The 17,791-nt window shown below is 65.4% G+C and carries 19 protein-coding genes, 3 tRNA genes and 1 other RNA gene; 13 read left to right on the top strand and 10 right to left on the bottom strand.

Annotation, left to right across the window (positions count from 1 at the left end):
* Nucleotides 1-8: 8 nt before the first annotated feature.
* Both WD430_RS05535 and WD430_RS05530 read right to left on the bottom strand, forming a co-directional pair.
* Nucleotides 9-1,070, bottom strand: a complete 1,062-nt coding sequence (locus WD430_RS05535) for a M48 family metalloprotease (RefSeq protein WP_407067137.1) — start codon at nucleotides 1,068-1,070, stop codon at nucleotides 9-11.
* Nucleotides 1,071-1,248: 178 nt separating this feature from the next.
* Nucleotides 1,249-1,851: a TIGR00296 family protein gene (locus tag WD430_RS05530; protein WP_339105022.1), complete on the bottom strand. Its 603-nt coding sequence runs from the start codon at nucleotides 1,849-1,851 to the stop codon at nucleotides 1,249-1,251.
* A gap of 105 nt (nucleotides 1,852-1,956) precedes the next feature.
* On the opposite strand from WD430_RS05530, the gene rnpB reads away from it, so the two are divergent.
* Nucleotides 1,957-2,443, top strand: an RNA gene (rnpB, locus tag WD430_RS05525) — RNase P RNA component.
* Between the two features lie 49 nt (nucleotides 2,444-2,492).
* Here rnpB and WD430_RS05520 read toward each other — a convergent pair.
* The 3 genes from WD430_RS05520 to WD430_RS05510 all read right to left on the bottom strand — a co-directional run bounded on the left by WD430_RS05520 (nucleotide 2,493) and on the right by WD430_RS05510 (nucleotide 4,224).
* Nucleotides 2,493-2,780, bottom strand: coding sequence for an amphi-Trp domain-containing protein (locus WD430_RS05520; protein ID WP_339105021.1), 288 nt, complete (start codon nucleotides 2,778-2,780; stop codon nucleotides 2,493-2,495).
* Between the two features lie 87 nt (nucleotides 2,781-2,867).
* A complete protein-coding gene (locus WD430_RS05515; RefSeq protein WP_339105020.1) occupies nucleotides 2,868-3,776 on the bottom strand; it encodes an alpha/beta hydrolase in 909 nt (302 codons plus the stop codon).
* A 375-nt stretch (nucleotides 3,777-4,151) separates the two neighbouring features.
* A tRNA-Arg gene (locus tag WD430_RS05510) sits at nucleotides 4,152-4,224 on the bottom strand.
* A gap of 344 nt (nucleotides 4,225-4,568) precedes the next feature.
* Here WD430_RS05510 and WD430_RS05505 point away from each other — a divergent pair.
* The 3 genes from WD430_RS05505 (at nucleotide 4,569) to WD430_RS05495 (ending at nucleotide 7,581) form a co-directional block, all read left to right on the top strand.
* The gene (locus WD430_RS05505) at nucleotides 4,569-6,053 is read left to right on the top strand and encodes a single-stranded DNA binding protein (protein ID WP_339105019.1); all 1,485 of its coding nucleotides are present in this window, start codon (nucleotides 4,569-4,571) and stop codon (nucleotides 6,051-6,053) included.
* 66 nt (nucleotides 6,054-6,119) lie between these two features.
* Nucleotides 6,120-6,551, top strand: coding sequence for a histone (locus tag WD430_RS05500; protein ID WP_339105018.1), 432 nt, complete (start codon nucleotides 6,120-6,122; stop codon nucleotides 6,549-6,551).
* A gap of 1 nt (nucleotide 6,552) precedes the next feature.
* On the top strand, nucleotides 6,553-7,581 hold the full coding sequence (locus tag WD430_RS05495) for a histone deacetylase (protein ID WP_339105017.1): 1,029 nt from the start codon (nucleotides 6,553-6,555) through the stop codon (nucleotides 7,579-7,581).
* 69 nt (nucleotides 7,582-7,650) lie between these two features.
* On the opposite strand, the gene cca is transcribed toward WD430_RS05495, so the two are convergent.
* On the bottom strand, nucleotides 7,651-9,081 hold the full coding sequence (gene cca, locus WD430_RS05490; RefSeq protein ID WP_339105016.1) for a CCA tRNA nucleotidyltransferase: 1,431 nt from the start codon (nucleotides 9,079-9,081) through the stop codon (nucleotides 7,651-7,653).
* A 95-nt stretch (nucleotides 9,082-9,176) separates the two neighbouring features.
* Here cca and WD430_RS05485 point away from each other — a divergent pair.
* The 6 genes from WD430_RS05485 to WD430_RS05460 all read left to right on the top strand — a co-directional run bounded on the left by WD430_RS05485 (nucleotide 9,177) and on the right by WD430_RS05460 (nucleotide 11,496).
* Nucleotides 9,177-9,249: transfer RNA gene (locus WD430_RS05485), tRNA-Asn, on the top strand.
* Between the two features lie 170 nt (nucleotides 9,250-9,419).
* Complete coding sequence (locus tag WD430_RS05480) at nucleotides 9,420-9,890, top strand: group I intron-associated PD-(D/E)XK endonuclease (protein WP_339105015.1); 471 nt, start codon at nucleotides 9,420-9,422, stop codon at nucleotides 9,888-9,890.
* 77 nt (nucleotides 9,891-9,967) lie between these two features.
* Nucleotides 9,968-10,555 carry a MogA/MoaB family molybdenum cofactor biosynthesis protein gene (locus WD430_RS05475; protein WP_339105014.1) on the top strand — a complete coding sequence of 196 codons (588 nt, stop codon included), beginning with the start codon at nucleotides 9,968-9,970 and terminating at the stop codon, nucleotides 10,553-10,555.
* 62 nt (nucleotides 10,556-10,617) lie between these two features.
* Nucleotides 10,618-10,746, top strand: coding sequence for a hypothetical protein (locus tag WD430_RS05470; protein ID WP_339105013.1), 129 nt, complete (start codon nucleotides 10,618-10,620; stop codon nucleotides 10,744-10,746).
* A 72-nt stretch (nucleotides 10,747-10,818) separates the two neighbouring features.
* Nucleotides 10,819-10,893: transfer RNA gene (locus WD430_RS05465), tRNA-Ile, on the top strand.
* A 315-nt stretch (nucleotides 10,894-11,208) separates the two neighbouring features.
* Nucleotides 11,209-11,496, top strand: a complete 288-nt coding sequence (locus tag WD430_RS05460; protein ID WP_339105012.1) for a HalOD1 output domain-containing protein — start codon at nucleotides 11,209-11,211, stop codon at nucleotides 11,494-11,496.
* Nucleotides 11,497-11,659: 163 nt separating this feature from the next.
* Here WD430_RS05460 and WD430_RS05455 read toward each other — a convergent pair whose 3' ends face one another.
* On the bottom strand, nucleotides 11,660-11,932 hold the full coding sequence (locus WD430_RS05455) for a PadR family transcriptional regulator (RefSeq protein ID WP_339105011.1): 273 nt from the start codon (nucleotides 11,930-11,932) through the stop codon (nucleotides 11,660-11,662).
* Nucleotides 11,933-12,268: 336 nt separating this feature from the next.
* Nucleotides 12,269-12,463 carry a cold-shock protein gene (locus WD430_RS05450; protein ID WP_008892789.1) on the bottom strand — a complete coding sequence of 65 codons (195 nt, stop codon included), beginning with the start codon at nucleotides 12,461-12,463 and terminating at the stop codon, nucleotides 12,269-12,271.
* Between the two features lie 331 nt (nucleotides 12,464-12,794).
* Between WD430_RS05450 and WD430_RS05445 the strand changes: the two genes are divergently transcribed.
* From WD430_RS05445 to WD430_RS05435, 3 genes are all read left to right on the top strand, one after another.
* Complete coding sequence (locus WD430_RS05445) at nucleotides 12,795-13,532, top strand: queuosine precursor transporter (RefSeq protein ID WP_339105010.1); 738 nt, start codon at nucleotides 12,795-12,797, stop codon at nucleotides 13,530-13,532.
* Nucleotides 13,533-13,582: 50 nt separating this feature from the next.
* The gene (locus WD430_RS05440) at nucleotides 13,583-14,686 is read left to right on the top strand and encodes an aminopeptidase (RefSeq protein ID WP_339105009.1); all 1,104 of its coding nucleotides are present in this window, start codon (nucleotides 13,583-13,585) and stop codon (nucleotides 14,684-14,686) included.
* Nucleotides 14,687-15,065: 379 nt separating this feature from the next.
* Nucleotides 15,066-15,680, top strand: coding sequence for a DUF309 domain-containing protein (locus WD430_RS05435; protein ID WP_339105008.1), 615 nt, complete (start codon nucleotides 15,066-15,068; stop codon nucleotides 15,678-15,680).
* Between the two features lie 74 nt (nucleotides 15,681-15,754).
* On the opposite strand, the gene WD430_RS05430 is transcribed toward WD430_RS05435, so the two are convergent.
* Nucleotides 15,755-16,726, bottom strand: coding sequence for an aldo/keto reductase (locus WD430_RS05430; protein ID WP_339105007.1), 972 nt, complete (start codon nucleotides 16,724-16,726; stop codon nucleotides 15,755-15,757).
* A 126-nt stretch (nucleotides 16,727-16,852) separates the two neighbouring features.
* On the bottom strand, nucleotides 16,853-17,602 hold the full coding sequence (gene azf, locus WD430_RS05425) for an NAD-dependent glucose-6-phosphate dehydrogenase Azf (RefSeq protein ID WP_339105006.1): 750 nt from the start codon (nucleotides 17,600-17,602) through the stop codon (nucleotides 16,853-16,855).
* Between the last annotated feature and the right edge of the window lie 189 nt (nucleotides 17,603-17,791).

The following is a 17,791-nucleotide window of genomic DNA, read 5'->3' as shown; positions in this document are numbered from 1 at the left end:
GCCGACGGTCAGGCCGCCGCCTCCGTCGCCTCGAGGTCGGCGAGGATCTCGAGGCGGCGCTCGGTCGACGGATGCGTCGCGAAGAGCCACCGCTCGAGTCGGCCGCCACGGATCAGGCCGCCGCTCGACGCGGATCCGGCGGTTTCCGCTGCCGTCGCGTCATCTCCCGGACGGTCCAGCGGCAGGATCGACAGCGACGAGACGCTCGAGGCCGCCCGGAGGTCCTCGGCGGGCGTCTCGGCGATTCCGTCCTCGAGAGTGCGTAACGCGCTGGCCAGCGCCGCCGGCGAGCCGGTCGCCGCCGCGGCGGTGCGATCCGCGGCCAGCTCTCGGCCCCGCGAGAGGACGGCGACGGCGGGTTTCGCGAGCGCGAGCGTGACGAGCGACAGCCCGCCGAACAGGAGCCAGAGAATCCGCTGCGGCGCTGCCGCGATCCCCATGAGCGTGTAGCCGACGAACTTCCCCGGCGATCGCCGCAGGAACGCGGCCGGCGACTCGGTCTCGTCGGGACGGGCGAAGGCCAGTCGGGCCGCCTTCGATCTGAGCGCCGACGCGAGGACGACCGGCGTCGAGGCGGCGGTCATCACCATCGCGTCGCGGTTCGCGACGTGGGCCAGTTCGTGGGCGACGACCGCCTCGAGTTCCGCGTCCTCGAGCGCGTCGATGGTCCCCCGCGAGAGGACGAGGTGAACGCTTTCGGGGCGGAAGCCGACGACGAGCGCCTCGGGCGCCGACCGATCGGAGACGGCGATCGTCGGGGCCGGAACGTCGAGTTGCGCCGCGGCTCTGGTCACGGCCGCGTCCAGCGCCGGATACGCGTCCGACGAGACCGGTCTCGCGTCGGCGTGGGCCGCGACGGTACTGACCTGGGAGAGCCGGGTGGCGACGAAGATCGCGAGCAGTCCGAGGGCGATCGCTCCCGCAACGATCGACGGGAGCGCGAAGATCGCCGCGATGGCGGAGACGATTCGCCAGATAGCGCCGAGAAAGGCGACCGTCAGCGCTGCGAGGACGAGCGTCGTCGCGATCATTCGCAGACCGAGCGACAACCTGGGAGTTCCTTCGCTCACTGTTTCGTCTCTCGAAATAACCACGCCTCGCACATAATGTCACCGGAAGGAAGTGTTCCGAGCGGGACGAACGTCCGGTCGGCGGAGTCGCCACTCGAGAACGGATCGCTCGAAAATCGCGTGCTAATCGCGAGCGTATCGCTTTCCCTGTCCGCGTTCGACTCCCCCTGTGTCGGGCCTAGAGCTCTTCGATGCTCCCGTCGGCCTCGCGCTCGCGGAAGACCTGCCCTTCGAACAGCGTGACGACGACGTCGTCGTCCTGCCAGGCCGTCGGCGGCAGCCCCGCCTTTCGACAGGTTCGATCGAGGTACTCCCGAGCGCTCCACTTGTTCTCGACCGGAACCGTCGGGTAGAGCCACCCGCCCTCGCCGGCGCCGTCGATGGCGATGCCGTGGGTCCCCAGTTCGAGGTCCGCCAGGGGATCGTCCGTCAGGACGACGTTCTTGACGGCGCAGACCGAGACGGTGAGATTCGGCAGTTCGGAGGGAGTCACTTCGGAGCCACAGGAGTCCTCGCTGGCGGCCTCGATCGCCGAGTCGACGATCACGTGGCCGAGCTGTTCCCCTGACCGATAGCCACCGGCGCAGCCACGCAGGCTCCCCCGGCCGCGTGTCGACTCGAGGCGGACGAACGCGCCGGTTCGCTCGTAGAAGGCCTCGCGCATACTGCCCGGTTGTTCTCGCTGCCCGTGTTGTACGAAAGACTCGACGGCTTCACGCGCGAGTTCGACCGCGCGTGCACCGTCTTCGTAGGAGAGTTCGACGCCCTGTCGCTGGGACATATAGATGAACATGGGAATAGTCGTCCTAAAACGCTTCCATTCGTTACGGTGCGCTTTTTGTACGTCGACCGGGGGACTTATTCGGGTCACGCGCCTACCTCGAGTGGGAGAGAGAGCCCGGCCGCCGCGATGGCCCCGCCGGCGACGGCGCGGCCACGTAACGTTGGCCAACCCTCCAGGTTGCCCAACGCTCATAACGTGGCCCATCTCTTCGAGATGCGCCACGCACGCGAGGAAAGTCCCCCCACCTGTTCGGGCAGGTGACCGGACGCAAGTCCGGAGCGGGAGACCGCTGGCTCTGGAACAGAAACGACACGTCTCGGCCCGACCGATGATGCGCGCGAACCCGACCGAGAGGAAGGGGAGTTGACCCGCAGAGGATGTGCGGTTGAAGACACGTGGTTCGAACCCACAGGTCACGCCCGTCGTGACCGACCGCACGGAGACGGTCGAGGACCGATGGAACGGCGAACCCTCACCGGTGCAAGTCCGTGCCGTGGTAGCCCGAACGCCCCGCGGCGATTCGCCGCGGACGGCGCGGACGCTCAGCCGAATGCCGGAACGAACAGAAGGGGGCTTACTCCTCTCACCCGTTTTCACGCCCTCGAGTGACGACGCCGATCGCTACCGCTGCGTCCGGCTCACTCGATTTCTAACGATCCGCCGCTGCCGTCCTCGCCGGCGGCGTTTTCGTCCCACTCGAGTTCGAACTCGATGCTCAGTTCCCCCGGTCCGTCCGACGGTCCCTCTCGTTCGGCCTTCACCTCGAAGGTGGGACGGGTCGGCGGATCGAGAGTCACGGATTCGTCGCCCGCTTTCAGGGTGATATCGTCGCCGCCGTCGAGGTTGTCCGCGACCGTTCGGAGGTACGACGCGATTTCCGCTCTGGTCAGGTCGCTCTCCGACTCGAACAGCACTTCTTCTGGCATACGAGCGCTACTACGCTGCCTGAACCGATAAGTACCACTGCAGTACTACCCAGTCTCCCGTCACGAGCGAGAGGCACCCTTTCGGGCTCACTGCGACTCGAAACCGTCGACGATCTGCGGGACGCAGCCCACCTCGGGCTCGATGTAGTCGCAGTGATCGTCGACCGCGTCGGTCACGTCCACGTCGGTGTAGTTATCCGGCGTCGTCCCGCTGTCGTCGGTGAGCCAGCCGCCGCTGCAGTCGGCGCCACCGCAGCCTAGCCCGCTCGAGAGCGACTGAACGTCGTAGCCGTAACAGACGCTGTCGTCGTTCTCGGAGTGGTAGTTGAATACCGCGTCGGCGCCGGTTTCGACGCCGTAGGCGAATTCGCCGTCCGTACAGACCGAGTCGTCGTCTGCAGCCGTCCCGACCAGTGCGACGCTGTCGACGGTCGCGTCGTCGCCGAGTGCCGTCAGCGCCTCGAGACAGAGTCGGCCGCCCAGCGAGTGTCCGACCAGGCGGACCGTCGTCTCCTCGAGGTCGATACGACCGGTCGTCAGCCACGACGCGAGGCGCTGCCCGGCCGTCTCAGTCGTGTCCTCGGCTTGCCAGTAGTTGAGGGTATCCGAGGGCCATGACGCCGCGACGACGCGTCCGTCGTAGTCGGTCTCGTCGAACGCTCGCTCGAGGGTGTGAGCCTGATCGGTGCTGGTCTCGAGACCCAGCCAGCCGTGGACGAAGACGACGACCTCGTCGACGTCCTCGAGGTCGTCGACGTTCGTCGCCGTCGGGTTCCCGTCGGTGAGGTCGATCTCCGGATACTCCGCGGGCGCGTCGACCCAGTCGTCACAGCCGGTAAAGCCCGATGCCGACGCAGATCCAGTTGCGCCGGCGATGCCGGCGCCGCCGACCGCGGTCGCCGCCGTCGTCCGGAGCAGGGCGCGCCGATTGACGGTCGGTGACTCGGTTTCGTTCGTCGATGCGTCGTCGATTTCGTCCGCCTGATTTCGATCCATGGTATAGAGACCGCAGCGTAGCGCCACCTCGGGACTGGATCCACGTACCGGCCGTGCAGGCACATTCCAGTGTGACGTCACCGTCGATGCCATGGACTCTCGGAACAGTCTCCAGTGCCGACGGTCGGTTCGACTCGAGTGGCCGTTCCAGCTATTGATCCGGCTATTGTCTCGAGGTCGTATCCGAAACCGCAACTCGCCTCGCTCAGAGGTAGTGTATTCGGTTGGATATGCGTCCTGACGGAGATTTGAACACGGGAAGACGGTCGGCCTCACTTCGTTCGACCGCTGCGACTTCCCTGCTCAAATCTCCGCGTATGAGTTTTCACCGACGCGGACACCTCGCGCTGCTCGGTGTCGTTGCGTCGGTAAAAACGTCCTGACGGAGATTTGAACTCCGGTCCCTGGCTCCGCAAGCCAAGAGGATAGTCCACTACCCTATCAGGACTCATCTCTTAGTAACCGGGTGACCAATAAAGCACTTTCGAAAGCGACTGGCTCCCGCACGACAATTTCACGCACGACCTGCTCTTAAACGGCTGTCTCTCGAGGTCGTGCAGCGATCGTCGAGACTCCGCCGTCCACGCTGACGTTTATATCCGATCGGGCGCCCAGCGGGAGCCATGAGCCACCGCTCGAGTCCCGTCGACGCGCGGTCCGTGAGCGCCGTTCCGGACCGACCGAAATCGTCCGATCAGATCGGTATCGCCGCCGTACTCGTCGTCCGGCGGTCCGCACTGGGACACCGAATGAACAACGCTTATGCGCGGCCTACCCATGCACGAACATAGAATGAGCGACATCGAGGGCGTGTACGAAGACCTCGAGGCCGACGTTTCTCTCGAGGAGTTTCGCGAGGCCGTCGAGGCGAAAGTCGAGCAGATGGGCGGACTCGCGGACGAGGAGACGGCGGCGATGCTCGTCGCTCACGAGATCGGCGAGAGCGAGGTCGGCGGTATCGCCGACATCGAACCCGGCATGGAGGAGGCGAAGTTCGTCGCCAAAGTGCTCTCGATCGGCGAGGTGCGGACGTTCGAACGCGACGGCGAGGACGAGGACGGCCGCGTCGTCAACGTCGAGGTCGCCGACGAGACCGGCTCCGTCCGGGCCGCCTTCTGGGACGAGCACGCCGAGGCCGCCACCGAGGAACTCGAGGAGGGGCAGGTACTGCGAATCAAGGGCCGCCCCAAGGAGGGCTTCTCCGGCGTCGAGGTCAGCGTCGACGACGTCGAACCGGATCCGGACACGGAGGTCGACGTCCAGGTCTCCGATACGCACACGGTCGAGGCGCTCTCGCTCGGCCTCTCGAACGTCAACCTCGTCGGACTCGTCCTCGACACCGACAGCGTCCGGACGTTCGACCGCGACGACGGCTCCGAGGGGAAGGTGTCGAACCTCGTCCTCGGCGACGAGACCGGCCGCATCCGCGTGACGCTGTGGGACGAGCAGGCCGACCTCGCGACCGAGTTCGAGCCCGGCGAGACCGTCGAGGTGATCGACGGCTACGTGAAGGAACGCGACGGCAACCTCGAGCTCCACGTCGGCAACCGCGGCGCCGTCGAGGAAGTCGACGAGGACGTCGAGTACGTCCCCGAGAGCACGCCCATCGACGACCTCGAGATCGGACAGACGGTCGACATCGCAGGTGTCGTCCGCTCTGCGGACCCGAAACGGACCTTCGATCGCGACGACGGCTCCGAGGGACAGGTCCGGAACATCCGCGTCCAGGACGCGACCGGCGACATCCGGGTGGCGATGTGGGGGGAGAAGGCCGATCTCGACGTCGGACCGGGCGACGAGGTCGCGCTGGGCGACGTCGAGATCCAGGACGGCTGGCAGGACGACCTCGAGGCCTCTGCTGGCTGGCAGTCGACGATCACGGTACTGGAGTCCGACTCCGGCGGCTCTGGCGGTTCCGCCGGCGAGAGCGATGCGGGCGGCGCGAGCGACGAGAACGCCGGCCTCTCGGCGTTCGCCGGCGACGACGGCGGGGCAGGCGAGGCCGAAACCGGAGCGAGTTCCGCCTCGAACGACGAAGCCGGCGGCGCCAGCGCTACCGATGTCGGTACCGAGGCCGACGCCGGAACGGACGAGCCGACCGACGGCGAGGAACTCGAGTTCACCGGCGTCGTCGTCCAGGCCGGCGATCCGGTCGTGCTGGACGACGGCGAGTCGACGATGAGCGTCGCGACCGACGTCGACGTCGGTCTCGGCGAGGAGGTGACCGTCCGCGGAATCGTCCGCGACGGTCGGCTCGAGGCAAACGACGTGTTCTGACGGCGCGAGCAACCTCATCGGCCGTCTAGGAAAAGCGTTAAGGGACTTTGCTCCGCCTAGCATGGTATGAACGTCGAACTCCCGTTCGCCCCGGTGGACACGATTATCCGGCGGAACGCGGGCGATCTTCGGGTGAGTGCCGACGCGTCGAAGGAACTCGCAACGCGGATTCAGGAACACGGGAGCGAGCTCGCGATCGACGCCGCCGAGCACGCGACTCGGGACGGGCGCAAGACGCTGATGGCTCAGGACTTCGGCGTCGAGACGGTCGTCGACAAGGACGACCTCGAGCTCCCGGTCGCGCCCGTCGACCGCATCGCCAGACTCGAAATCGACGACCGATATCGCGTCTCGATGGACGCCCGGGTGGCGCTGGCCGACATTCTCGAGGACTACGCGGACAACGTCGCTCGGGCGGCCGCGACCCTCGCACACCACGCCGACCGCCGGACGATCACCGACGACGACATCGAGACATACTTCTCGTTGTTCGAGTGAGATGCAGTTTGGTTACAGCGAGCTCTGTCTCGCACACGATCCCGGTTCGCGTCATCCGGAGACGCCGGACCGGCTTCGCGCGATTCGGGAACGACTGAAGAAGAAACACGGCGTCGAGTACGTCGAGGCCGATCCCTGCGATCTCGACCGGCTGGCGGCCGTCCACGAGCGGGACTACCTCGAGTCCGTCCGTGAGTTCTGTGCCGACGGCGGCGGCAACTGGGATCCCGACACGAGCGCCGTCGAGGAGACCTGGGACGCGGTCTGCCAGAGCGCCGGCCTCGCGTGTTGGGCCGCCGAGACCGCCCTCGAGGGGGCGTCCGGTCGGGAGACGCCGTTCTCGATCGGTCGGCCGCCGGGCCACCACGCCGTCTACGACGACGCGATGGGGTTTTGCTTCGTCAACAACGTCGCGGTCGCCGCCCAGTACGCCCTCGATTCCGAGGAGCACGACGTCGATCGAGTCGCGATCGTCGACTGGGACGTCCATCACGGCAACGGGACCCAGGACATCTTCTACGACCGCGACGACGTCTTCTTCGTCTCGATCCACGAACAGGGCCTCTATCCGGGAACCGGCGCCGTCGACGAGACCGGCGAGGGCGCGGGCGAGGGGACGACGATGAACATCCCGATGCCGGCCGGCACCGACGACCGCGAGTACCTCGCGGCGATCGAAGGGCCGATCACGCAGGCGCTGACCGACTACGATCCCGACCTGCTCCTGATCAGCGCCGGATTCGACGCTCATCGCCACGATCCGATCTCCCGCATTCGGCTCTCGACGGAGGCCTACGCCCTGATGACCGACCGATTCCGGACGCTGGCCGACGAGACCGACGCCGCCTTCGCCTTCGTCCTCGAGGGCGGCTACGGGCTGGACGTCCTCGCGGACAGCGTCGCCATCGTCCACGAGACCTTCGACGGCCGCGAGCCGATCGAACCCGACTCGAGTTGCGGCGAGAAGGCCGAGTCCGCCCTCGAGGAGGTCATCTCGGAACACGGACTGGATCTGGACCTCGACGGCTAAGCGCGGGTTCGACTCGACTCGAGTCCGAGCACTCCTTCGACTGTTTTGCAACCGTGACGCGAGTCCGAGTCAGGGTCGCGGCTCGAAGTACCGGGCCAGTTCCCGACCGAACTCCTCGCACAGCACCGCGATCTCGTCGCCGACCAGCACCTCGTACTCCTCGGCGAGTGCCGTCTCGATGTGCGCACCGAGGCCGACGTCGAAGAGCCGTTCGCTCTCGAGGAACGCGCGGGCGGTGGTGAACTCTCGAGGCCGTTCGGTGACGTAGCGGTCGCCGTCGATGAAGGGACCGTAGGCGTCGGAATCGTCGGCATAGGCCTCGTAGAACCCCTCGGCGTGACTCCGGACGTGGACCGGCGGCCCGTCGTGGCGCTCGACGGCGGGTCGTTCCGCGACCGCGAGTTCGGCGAGGATCACCGCGGTGTCGTCGGCGATCGTCGTCGCCCGGAAGACGTCGAAGCCGCGGTCGTCGAGGCCGGTCGTGATCCCCTCGAGCGACTTTCGGAGCTGGGGGTAGAGCTGGTCTTCGACGAGGTCGGGCGCCTCGAACCGGACCGCGACCGGCGTAGTGCCCCGCCGCTCGAGGTGTGCGCGGAGGTCGCTCTCGTCGAGGGGGTCCGGATCGTCGGGTTCGAAGACCTCGGTTCGAGGGTCCTCCAGGAACGAGCGGGCGTAGTGCTGGAGGCGAGCGACGTTCTCGGCGGCACAGACGGCGGCGACGTTGCGCTCGGGATCGGTGGGGTCGATGACGACCAGCGGATCCTGAAACGTCTCTCGCCCGTGCGCTTCGGGATCGAGCGCGACCGGCGGCTGCCAGTCGGCCGCGGCCTCGAGCAGGTCGCGGAAGCCGCCGTACTCGCAGACGAGCAGTTCAGTGAGGTAGCCGCTGAAGCCCCGCGTGCGGAGGTCGCTCCCGTAGGCGCCGATCCCCTTGAGGAACTGTTTGGTGAGTCGCACGTCGGCCGTGAGGTCGTCGTCGAGTCGCTCCTGCAAGTAGCTGGTGTGGAAGGGCGTGCGGTCGACGGCCGAGCGGATCTCGGTCGCCGACTCGAGGCGGAAACAGGGGACGACGTCGACGTCGAACCCCTCGACCGTCCCCTTGACGTATGGGTGTTCGGCGTACTCCTCGTGGCCCTCGGGAAGCGTCGCGTGGCCCACCTCGAGGCCGTACTCCGCTAAGGTCTCGCGGTCGAGTTCGGGCGGAAAGCGCACGAAGATGTCGATATCCCGATCGCCGCTGATCCAGGTGTTTCTGGCGGTGGAGCCGACCTGCATCACGTCGGCACCGGGACAGCGCTCGGTCGCGGCGGCCTCGGCGCGCTCGATGAGTCGATCGGCGACCTCGCGGAGTCGGTGTCGTTCGTCGGCGTCCGGTTCGATACGCTCTCGAACGGCGGCGACGACCGCCTCGAGGTCGTCGCGCTCGCCGTCGGTACTCGAGTCGTGCTCGTCGCGGGCCCTGGGGTCTCGCTCGTCGCGCTCGGCGTCCTCCTCGCTCATCGCGCGTGGCTACTCGAGCGGTGCGTGAAAGGGTGTCGAACCGCCGGAAGCGAAAACGAAAGCCCTATCAAATACACCCGGCTATCATGAGTTGAGCCGAAGTAGCTCAGATGGTAGAGCACCTCGCTGTTAACGAGGTTGTCCCAGGTTCGAGTCCTGGCTTCGGCGCTTCCTGCGATCTCAATTTCTCGAGCAGGAGAGATAGCGTCACGCCTTCACAGCGTTTTACCTCTGTTTTGCTCGAGTAATCGTTCGCTCACCGTGGCTCAGCGTACACTATCGCCGTCTCGTCCTCAGACGTGCTGTCATTTATACCGCATCGAGCGACCAGTCCGGGTATGCTCGATCGAACCACGTGCTACGAGAACCTCGAGCAGCCACAGAAACGCGGCCACGCGACCGAAGCGATCATTCGGGCGGCGTTCGCGGTGCGCGATATCCCAGTGCTCGTTCCGACGTCGGACGACGAGCCGTACGATCTGGTCGTCGAGGTCGGCGGCCGATTCCACCGCATTCAGTGCGAGACGGCCTACCGAAAGAGCGAGGGAACGGTCGCCTTCGAGACGGTCACCACGCGGCGGCGCGGCAACGGCTACGATCGCGAGAGATACGACGGTCCGGAGGAGTACTTCGCGGTGTACGATCCGGTCAACGATAATCGGTATCTGATCCCCGTCGCGGACGCTGCGGAGGGCAAGATGGTGATTCGGTTCCGAGAGCCGAAAACCGACCGGCACGCCGGGAGCAACTGGGCCGAGGAGTACCTGCTCGAGGAACGACTCGAGGCGCTTCGGTGGCCGCCGTCGTAGCGCGAGCGGAGACGAGGACGTGTCGAGTCTCCGACAGAGGGCGAGCTATTATCGACCTCGAGCGACGAGTACCCAGTATGCCAACCGATCGAGACGACCGTCGGAGTACGGACGACCACGGCCACGACGTCATCGATCCGCTCTACGTCGGCATCGTCACGGTCTCGAGTTCGCGCGCGCAGGCCGACGAGGCGGACCCCGACGATCCGGGCGGGGACACGATTCAGGCGTGTTTCGAGGACGCGGGCCACGACGTGCGGGAGCGACTGCTGGTCCGGGACGACTACTCCGCGATTCGGACCGCCGTTCGCGGACTGGTCGCCCGACAGGACATCGACGTCGTGCTCACGACCGGCGGGACGGGCGTCACCGCCGACGACGTTTCGCCTGAGGCGACGGCCTCGCTGTTCGAACGCGAACTGCCCGGGTTCGGCGAACTCTTCCGCTCGCTCTCCTGGGAAGAGGTCGGCACCCGTGCGATGGCCTCGCGCGCGACGGCGGGGATCGCCGTCGACACGCCGGTGTTCTGTCTCCCCGGGAGTACGAGCGCCTGCGAGACCGCCTGCGAGGAGTTGATCGTCCCCGAAGCCCCCCACCTCGCGGGACTGGCGACGCGCCATCGAACCGAGACGAACGAGCAGACGCTCGCGGACTACGGGGAGTAACGCGACCGGTCGGATCGCCTGAACCAACGCTTATTGGCGGCACGCGCGTATCCTCGAGTGCTATGTGCCACCACTTCGAATCCGTCACCGAACTCGACGCCGAGGAGCGCGAAGACGTCCTCGAGTCCCACGACGAGGCGGAGCTCGAAGCGGAACTGAGCGACGAGGAACTCGAGGCGCTGACCGCGTAGACTGAGACCGTTTCTTTCGATCGAACTGGACAGCAAGGGTTAATTAGCGTGCACGTTTTCTCTCGTTTAGAGGGGCCCTTAGCTCAGTCTGGTTAGAGCGCTCGGCTCATAACCGAGTGGTCGATGGTTCGAATCCGTCAGGGCCCATGGAGCGAGCCGAGCAATTCGAGAGGCTCGCGGAGTTGATCGCTGACGATTCGAACCAGACCAGTCGCGCGCAGTGAAACGAGCACGTCTGGACGAGGTTCGAATCCGTCGTGGATTCCCCAGGGGTCATCTCTTCGAGCGTTGACGATCGCTGCAGACGGTTCGCGGAGACGAGTAGGAAGAGCGACTCGAGAGTGGAACTGTTACACCTCCGACAACCGTCACAAACACTGCTTCCAGTCCGTATCACCGATCGCAACGGGGCTGGCACGTGCTACGGGTGGTATTACCTACAGCGGTCTCGGCATGCCACATATGTCTACTGACAATCAAGCGTATCAGGGGAGTGGCAACACGACGTTCAGTCCGAACGACGATCGGACCCTGAGCGAGGCCGTGCTGGGGGCGATCGAGGCCCATCGAGACATCGACCTCGTGGAGGCGGACTTCACGCTGTACGAGAGTATCAACCCGGATGCCCTCGAGCGACTGTTTCGGTTCAATCAGAACGCGGCAACGACGGTCTCGTTCGTGATCGACGGTACACACGTCTCACTGCGCGATCTCGGCGACGAGATCGAGATTCAGGTCGACGACGTGTGATCGTCGCTCCGCCACCGATGTCTCTCAGTTCGAGAGCGGTCGGCCTGTGACTCGAGTGTCGCCGATCGTCCCGCGTGGCCCGTTGCGCTAGCGGAACCGACACCCGGTGCTCGCCGGACCCCACTGACGGACGTGCGGTTTGGGAGTGGGACTCGCAGAGACGTCAGTCGATGTACTGCCGTTCCCACTCGCGGCGCCGTTCGATGGCCGACTGCCCCTCGTCGCTGATGTCGTAGTAGTTCGTCCGACGATCGAGTTGCCCCTTTTCGACGAGCTCTTTGTTGACGAGCGTGTCGAGATTGGGGTACAGTCGGCCGTGATTGATCTCACTGTTGTAATACTTCTCGACTTCGTCCTTGACTTCCTGGCCAGACGGCTGGTCGGCCCCGGCGATCACGTACAGAAGATCGCGTTGAAATCCGGTCAGATCGTCCATTTTGCAACCACACCGATACACCAACTGTTCGACTATTTGTTATCGTTCTCGTATCAACTGTTTCTCGGCCGTTTCGAGGGACTAACTCAGATAATCACACGAATCATTTCGTTCACCGACGGTAACGGGTGAGTACAGGATATCGCGGCCGAAGCACTGCCCGCTATCGAATTTTATGCCGATGATAAACGACAATATCGGAATACATTCATCGGTTTTTATCGACACTATCGGCTCGTCTGCCGAAGCTGAATCCGTGGCCAACGCTATCGAACGAAGCCTGCCGAAGAATGTGTAGTCGACTGTGAAACCCGTTACCGAACGCAAGAAGCCGTGTTACAGGCGGGTGACGTTGGTGGCGCGGGGGCCCTTGGGGGCCTGTTCGATGTCGAATTCGATCTCTGTGCCTTCCTCGAGGTCCGGGCCGCCAACGTCTTCCATGTGGAAGAAAACGTCCTCGTCCGCGTCCTCAGTATCGATGAAACCGTAGCCGCCTGTGTCGTTGAAGAAATCAACGTTTCCTTTCGCCATTGCATCCTGAGAGAGTAGAGCGACACGTATAACGGTTGTGTTATACTCGTCCTCTCGCGAACGGGACAATCGTCGAATCGAACCTGCCGAAAACACGGATTTCAGCGGACTATTCCGGTGTTTGGAATACCTCCGTATTCTGATTACTATCTGTTAATGGCCACGAGAGATGCGTCTCCGGGCCGCTATCGAGAGATCGCGATATCACTCGCGTAATGGGAACGTCTCGGTCGTGCCCTTCGATACCGTCTCGACACCGACCGGCCGTCTCGACGGTCGCTCCGAGGCGGTCTCGAATCGTTTAGGTGGATCCACTGGGTACGCGCAGTGCATGTCCCACTCACAGTCGCAGTCACGGGGGCCGCCGGGGCCGACGGTCGCGCAGGTGGCGCTGATCGGTCTGTTCGTGACGGCCCTGGTGACGGCGCAGTTGACGGCGTCGAAGGTGCTCGCGTTCTCGCTGCCGGTGTCGCTGCCGATTACCGGCGCCGAGCTCGCCCTACCAGGTGCGGCGCTGGCCTACGCGCTGACGTTTCTGGCGAGCGATTGTTACGCGGAACTGTACGGTCGCCGGGCGACGCAGGTGATCGTCAACGTCGCCTTCGCGATGAACTTCGTCGTCCTCGCGCTCGTCTGGTCGACGATCGCGGCGCCCGCGGCCGACTCGAGCATCGATCCGGGGACGTTCGCGGACGTGCTGGGCGCCTCGACGAACATCGTCCTCGGGAGCCTACTCGCCTACGTCGTCAGCCAGAACTGGGACGTGATCGTCTTCCACCGGATCCGCGACTACACCGGCCGAGAGAAGCTCTGGCTGCGAAACATTGCCTCGACGGCCAGCAGTCAGGCCATCGACACTGTCATCTTCGTCGCCGTCGCGTTCGCGGTCGCTCCCGCCCTGCTCGGCGTCGGCGTCGTCCTCCCGCTCGAGGCGCTGCTCGCACTGATGGTCGGGCAGTACCTGCTGAAACTCGCCATCGCCGTCCTCGACACGCCGATCGTCTACGCGGTCGTCTCGTTCGTGCGCGCTCGAGAGGAGGAGGCGGCCGACGAGACGACCGTCGCGTAAGTCGCCGCCGCGAGCGAGGACGTTTAGTGGGCCGCTCGCGAGTGGCCGGTATGGACGAACGCGTACGCGAACACGCCGACGTACTGGTCGACTGGAGCGCCCGCGTCGAGGACGGCGACGACGTCGTGCTCTCGGTCGGTCCCGACGCCCACGAGCTCGCGGTCGCGGTCGCCGAGAAACTGGGGGAACGGGGTGCGAACCTGCTGGCGACCTACAGCTCCGGCGAGATCACCCGTGCGTATCTCCGCGCTCACGACGGCGAGTTCGACGAGAACCCCGCCCACGAACTCGCGCTCGTCGAAAACGCCGACGTCTACCTCTCGCTCGGTGGCGGCCGGAACACCAGTGCGACGGCCGACGTCCCGGGCGAGCGGCGACGAGCGTACAACAACGCCAGAAGCGAGATTCGCGAGACGCGACTCGGAACCCGCTGGGTCTCGACGGTGCATCCGACGCGCTCGCTGGCCCAGCAGGCCAACATGGCCTACGAGGAGTACCAGGAGTTCGCCTACGATGCGATCCTCCGGGACTGGGAGTCGCTGGCCGACGAGATGGCCCAGTTGAAGGACCTGCTCGACGAGGGCGACGAGGTCCGGCTGGTCTCGCAGGGGACCGATCTCACTCTGCGAATCGACGACCGAACGGCGGTCAACAGCGCCGCTTCGGTCGCATACGACTCCCACAACCTCCCCAGCGGCGAGGTGTTCACCGCGCCCTACGCGACCGAGGGCGAGGTGACCTTCGACGTCCCGATGACGCTGCGCGGCGAGTCGGTCCGGGACGTCCGCCTCGAGTTCGAAGACGGCGCGGTCGTCGACTACGACGCCGCGCAGGGTGCGGACGTGATCGGTGAAATCCTCGAGACCGACGACGGTGCGCGCCGACTCGGCGAACTCGGCATCGGGATGAACCGCGGTATCGACCGCTACACGGACAACATCCTCTTCGACGAGAAGATGGGGGACACGATCCACCTCGCGCTCGGCCGGGCCTACGACGCGAACCTCCCCGATGGCGAGTCGGGCAACGACTCCGCGATCCACGTCGACCTGATCACCGACGTCAGCGAGGACTCGCGTCTCGAGATCGACGGCGAGGTCGTGCAACGGAACGGGCGGTTCCGTTGGGAAGAGCGTGGTTCGGAACGAACGTAGTGAGTGAGAACCACGGATACCGAACGGTGAGCGTAGCGAACCGTGAGGAGTAGCGAAGAATTCGAAACCCCCGAAACGGGACCGTAGAAGTCAGTTAACGGTCTCTTATGAGTGTTGTAACGCGCCAACAACTGGTGAAGCCGCTCCATAATAATGTACCACTGGGGTCTCATCTCAATTACCGCCATGACCGGTGGCGGCACGTAACCGGTCGGGGACTCGCTGCTCGTCCCGTCATCAGATCACCATACCGAGTCGATCAGCGTACCCCTGTTCACAGTTGTCTGCCCGCCCCGCCGGAGGCGGTCATATCCGGCACCCACCGCGGTCGGGTTTCTGTCGGCGACAGTGTCTCGAGGCTCGAGTTCCTACGACGGGTATGCGCGACGAGCTCCGGGCGGGGGCCGCGATCTACAACGCGAGTCACTACCACGCCGCCCACGACGCCTGGGAGGAGCACTGGCTGGATCTCGAGGCCGGCACCGACGACGAGCGATTACTCCACGGACTGATCCAGTTCACAGCTGCGGTCGTCCACGCCCGCGAGCGCAACTGGGAGGGGGCCGTCGGGCTGGCCGAGAGCGGCCGGGAGTACCTCGCCGAGTTGCCGGCCGAGTATCGCGACGTTCGGCTCCCGCCGGTGCGATCGTTCCTCGAGGCGCTGGCGGCCGATCCCGAACTCGTCGAGCGTCGGTCGCCGGTCCGCCTCGTCCACGAGGGAACCGTGCCGAGGCCGTCGACGCTCGCGTTCGAACCGACGGCGATCGCCGCGACCGTCCTCGCCGACGAACTGGGCTACGACGCGACCCCCGTCGAAACGGCCCGCCAGTACGCCGAACGCGATCTGGCGGCCGGCGACGACGATAGCCGCTTCATTTCGCTGCTGTTCGATTTCGTCCGCGAGGACGACCACCGCGGGATCATCTATCAGCGGCTCACGGATCACGTCGGTCGGCGCGAGGCTCGCGAGTCCGACGTCGAAGGACTGTTCTAATCGGGTCTCTCCGCTCGACCGCCGCGATGGCGTATCCCGTCGTAATTGGGCCGTTCCCGCCGTCGTCGCGGTCGCTACTCGTGGCCCGCGATCGGGAGCGGCTCGTAGGGCTCCTCGAGGTAGGCAACGTCCGACGCCGTGAGATCGACGTCGAGGGCTTCGACGGCCTCCTCTAAGTGTTCGACGCTGGTCGTGCCGACGATGGGAGCGTCGACCCAGTCCTTGTGCAGCAGCCACGCGAGGCTGATCTGGGCCATCGTGACGCCCTTCTCGGCGGCCAGTTCCTGCACCCGTTCGTTGATCTCCTCGCCGCCGCCCTCGAGGTAGGGGATCTGCTCGAGATACTGATCCGTCTGCCCGCGGGTCGTCGACTCGATTTGATCGTGCGGGCGGGTACCGACACCGCGGGCCAGCGGCGACCACGGGATCACGCCGACGCCTTCCTTCTCACAGAGGGGGAGCATCTCGCGTTCCTCCTCGCGGTAGAACAGGTTGTAGTGGTTCTGCATCGTCGCGAACCGCTCGAGGTCGAGTCGGTCGCTCGTCTGTACGGCCTCGGCGAACTGGTGGGCCCACATCGAGGAGGTGCCGACGTAGCGCACCTTTCCGCGCCGGACGGCGTCGTCCAGCGCCCGCAGCGTCTCGTCGATCGGCGTGTCGTAATCCCAGCGGTGGGTCTGGTAGAGGTCGACGGTCTCGAGGCCGAGTCGGTCGAGGCTGGCCTCGAGCTCCTGTTCGATCGCCTTCCGCGAGAGGCCGCTGGCGTTTGGGTTGTCGGGGTCCATCTCGGCGTAGACCTTCGTCGCGACGACCTGCGCGTCTCGGTCGTACCCCTCGAGGGCGTCGCCGAGGATCTCCTCGGACTCGCCCGTGGAGTAGACGTTGGCGGTGTCGAAGAAGTTGATCCCGAGGTCGATCGCGCGCTCGATGAGTTCGGTTCCCTCCTCGCGGTCGAGCATCCACTCCCGACCGCTGCCGAAACTCATGCAGCCGAGGCCGATGCGACTGACTTCCATCCCGGTCGAACCGAGCGTCGTGTACTCCATAGGCTCACTGACGGAGCGGGAACCAAAACGTCGAGGCCCGCCGGTTCCGGTTGCCGGTTTTCACTGCAGTCGCGTTAGAAGCCGTTGCTCGAGGGGGTCGCTGCTCGAGTCACTCGCCGGCGACCGTCAGTCGTCGGTGTGGGCGGCGGAGTTGTCCTGCGGGTCGTAGCCCAGCGCCTCGCGGGCGCGCTCGATGGAGTAGTACTTCCGGTCGTTGTCGGAGATGCCGTAGACGATCTCGTAGTCGTAGTCGGCCTGAATGCAGCGATCGAAGAGGTGTGCACAGTCCCGGTAGGAGAGCCACATCGCCTGGCCGCGTTCGTAGTCGATCGGCGGGTGGTTCTCCGTGAGATTCCCGATGCGGACGTTGACTACCGAGATACCGTACTCGTCGTGGTAGTAGCGACCGAGCGCCTCGCCGGCGACCTTCGAGACGCCGTAGAGGTTGCCCGGCCGGGGCTGTTCCGTCCCGTCGAGCAGGTAGTCGTCGTGGGCGCGGTACAGCTCGGGCGTTCGCTCCTCGGTCTCGTAGTGGCCGACGGCGTGGTTCGAGGAGGCGAAGGCGACCTTCTCGACGCCGGCGTCGACGGCGGCCTCGAAGATCGTCTGGGTTCCGTCGATGTTGTTCGTCAGGACGCTGTCCCACGGCGCCGTCTTTCGGGGATCCCCCGCGAGGTGGAGCACGACGTCGATGCCCTCCATCGCCTCGCGGATGGCCTCCTCTTCGGTGATGTCCGCGACGACGAACTCGCCGGGGTAGTCCTCCGTCGGTGGATCGCGATCCAGCAACCGCCACTCGTAGTCGTCCGCGAGGCCGCCGAGGATGGCCTCTCCGACCCGCCCCGCAGCCCCCGTAAGCAGGACTGACTGTGCCATTCGTTCGGTGGAAGGGAAAGCGTCGATAAGTACCATGCGGTTCCGCGGCAGTTCGGTCGGTAGTCGCATACGTTTCGAACGCTGACGGACGACGTGCGCTCGTCGCTCACTCGAGTTCGACCTCCGGTCGTGAGCCCAGCGATTCCGCGATATCACCGTCGTTCGTAGCTATTTTGTGCGTTGCCAGGA

This window comes from Haloterrigena sp. KLK7 (assembly GCF_037914945.1).
In the GTDB taxonomy this organism is placed as follows: Archaea; Halobacteriota; Halobacteria; order Halobacteriales; family Natrialbaceae; genus Haloterrigena; species Haloterrigena salinisoli.
The sequence above is the reverse complement of the archived record's forward strand: the minus strand, read 5'-3'. Positions and strand labels throughout refer to the sequence as shown.

What these genes read in the sequence shown, in the direction of transcription:
- WD430_RS05470 (WP_339105013.1), top strand. Translation starts at nt 10,618, where the DNA reads ATGTGCCACCACTTCGAATCCGTCACCGAACTCGACGCCGAGGAGCGC.
- WD430_RS05515 (WP_339105020.1), bottom strand. Translation starts at nt 3,776, where the DNA reads ATGGATCGAAATCAGGCGGACGAAATCGACGACGCATCGACGAACGAA.
- WD430_RS05520 (WP_339105021.1), bottom strand. Translation starts at nt 2,780, where the DNA reads ATGCCAGAAGAAGTGCTGTTCGAGTCGGAGAGCGACCTGACCAGAGCG.
- WD430_RS05530 (WP_339105022.1), bottom strand. Translation starts at nt 1,851, where the DNA reads ATGTCCCAGCGACAGGGCGTCGAACTCTCCTACGAAGACGGTGCACGC.
- WD430_RS05475 (WP_339105014.1), top strand. Translation starts at nt 9,968, where the DNA reads ATGCCAACCGATCGAGACGACCGTCGGAGTACGGACGACCACGGCCAC.
- WD430_RS05500 (WP_339105018.1), top strand. Translation starts at nt 6,120, where the DNA reads ATGAACGTCGAACTCCCGTTCGCCCCGGTGGACACGATTATCCGGCGG.
- WD430_RS05440 (WP_339105009.1), top strand. Translation starts at nt 13,583, where the DNA reads ATGGACGAACGCGTACGCGAACACGCCGACGTACTGGTCGACTGGAGC.
- WD430_RS05455 (WP_339105011.1), bottom strand. Translation starts at nt 11,932, where the DNA reads ATGGACGATCTGACCGGATTTCAACGCGATCTTCTGTACGTGATCGCC.
- WD430_RS05430 (WP_339105007.1), bottom strand. Translation starts at nt 16,726, where the DNA reads ATGGAGTACACGACGCTCGGTTCGACCGGGATGGAAGTCAGTCGCATC.
- WD430_RS05435 (WP_339105008.1), top strand. Translation starts at nt 15,066, where the DNA reads ATGCGCGACGAGCTCCGGGCGGGGGCCGCGATCTACAACGCGAGTCAC.
- WD430_RS05505 (WP_339105019.1), top strand. Translation starts at nt 4,569, where the DNA reads ATGAGCGACATCGAGGGCGTGTACGAAGACCTCGAGGCCGACGTTTCT.
- cca (WP_339105016.1), bottom strand. Translation starts at nt 9,081, where the DNA reads ATGAGCGAGGAGGACGCCGAGCGCGACGAGCGAGACCCCAGGGCCCGC.
- WD430_RS05450 (WP_008892789.1), bottom strand. Translation starts at nt 12,463, where the DNA reads ATGGCGAAAGGAAACGTTGATTTCTTCAACGACACAGGCGGCTACGGT.
- azf (WP_339105006.1), bottom strand. Translation starts at nt 17,602, where the DNA reads ATGGCACAGTCAGTCCTGCTTACGGGGGCTGCGGGGCGGGTCGGAGAG.
- WD430_RS05460 (WP_339105012.1), top strand. Translation starts at nt 11,209, where the DNA reads ATGTCTACTGACAATCAAGCGTATCAGGGGAGTGGCAACACGACGTTC.
- WD430_RS05445 (WP_339105010.1), top strand. Translation starts at nt 12,795, where the DNA reads ATGTCCCACTCACAGTCGCAGTCACGGGGGCCGCCGGGGCCGACGGTC.
- WD430_RS05495 (WP_339105017.1), top strand. Translation starts at nt 6,553, where the DNA reads ATGCAGTTTGGTTACAGCGAGCTCTGTCTCGCACACGATCCCGGTTCG.
- WD430_RS05480 (WP_339105015.1), top strand. Translation starts at nt 9,420, where the DNA reads ATGCTCGATCGAACCACGTGCTACGAGAACCTCGAGCAGCCACAGAAA.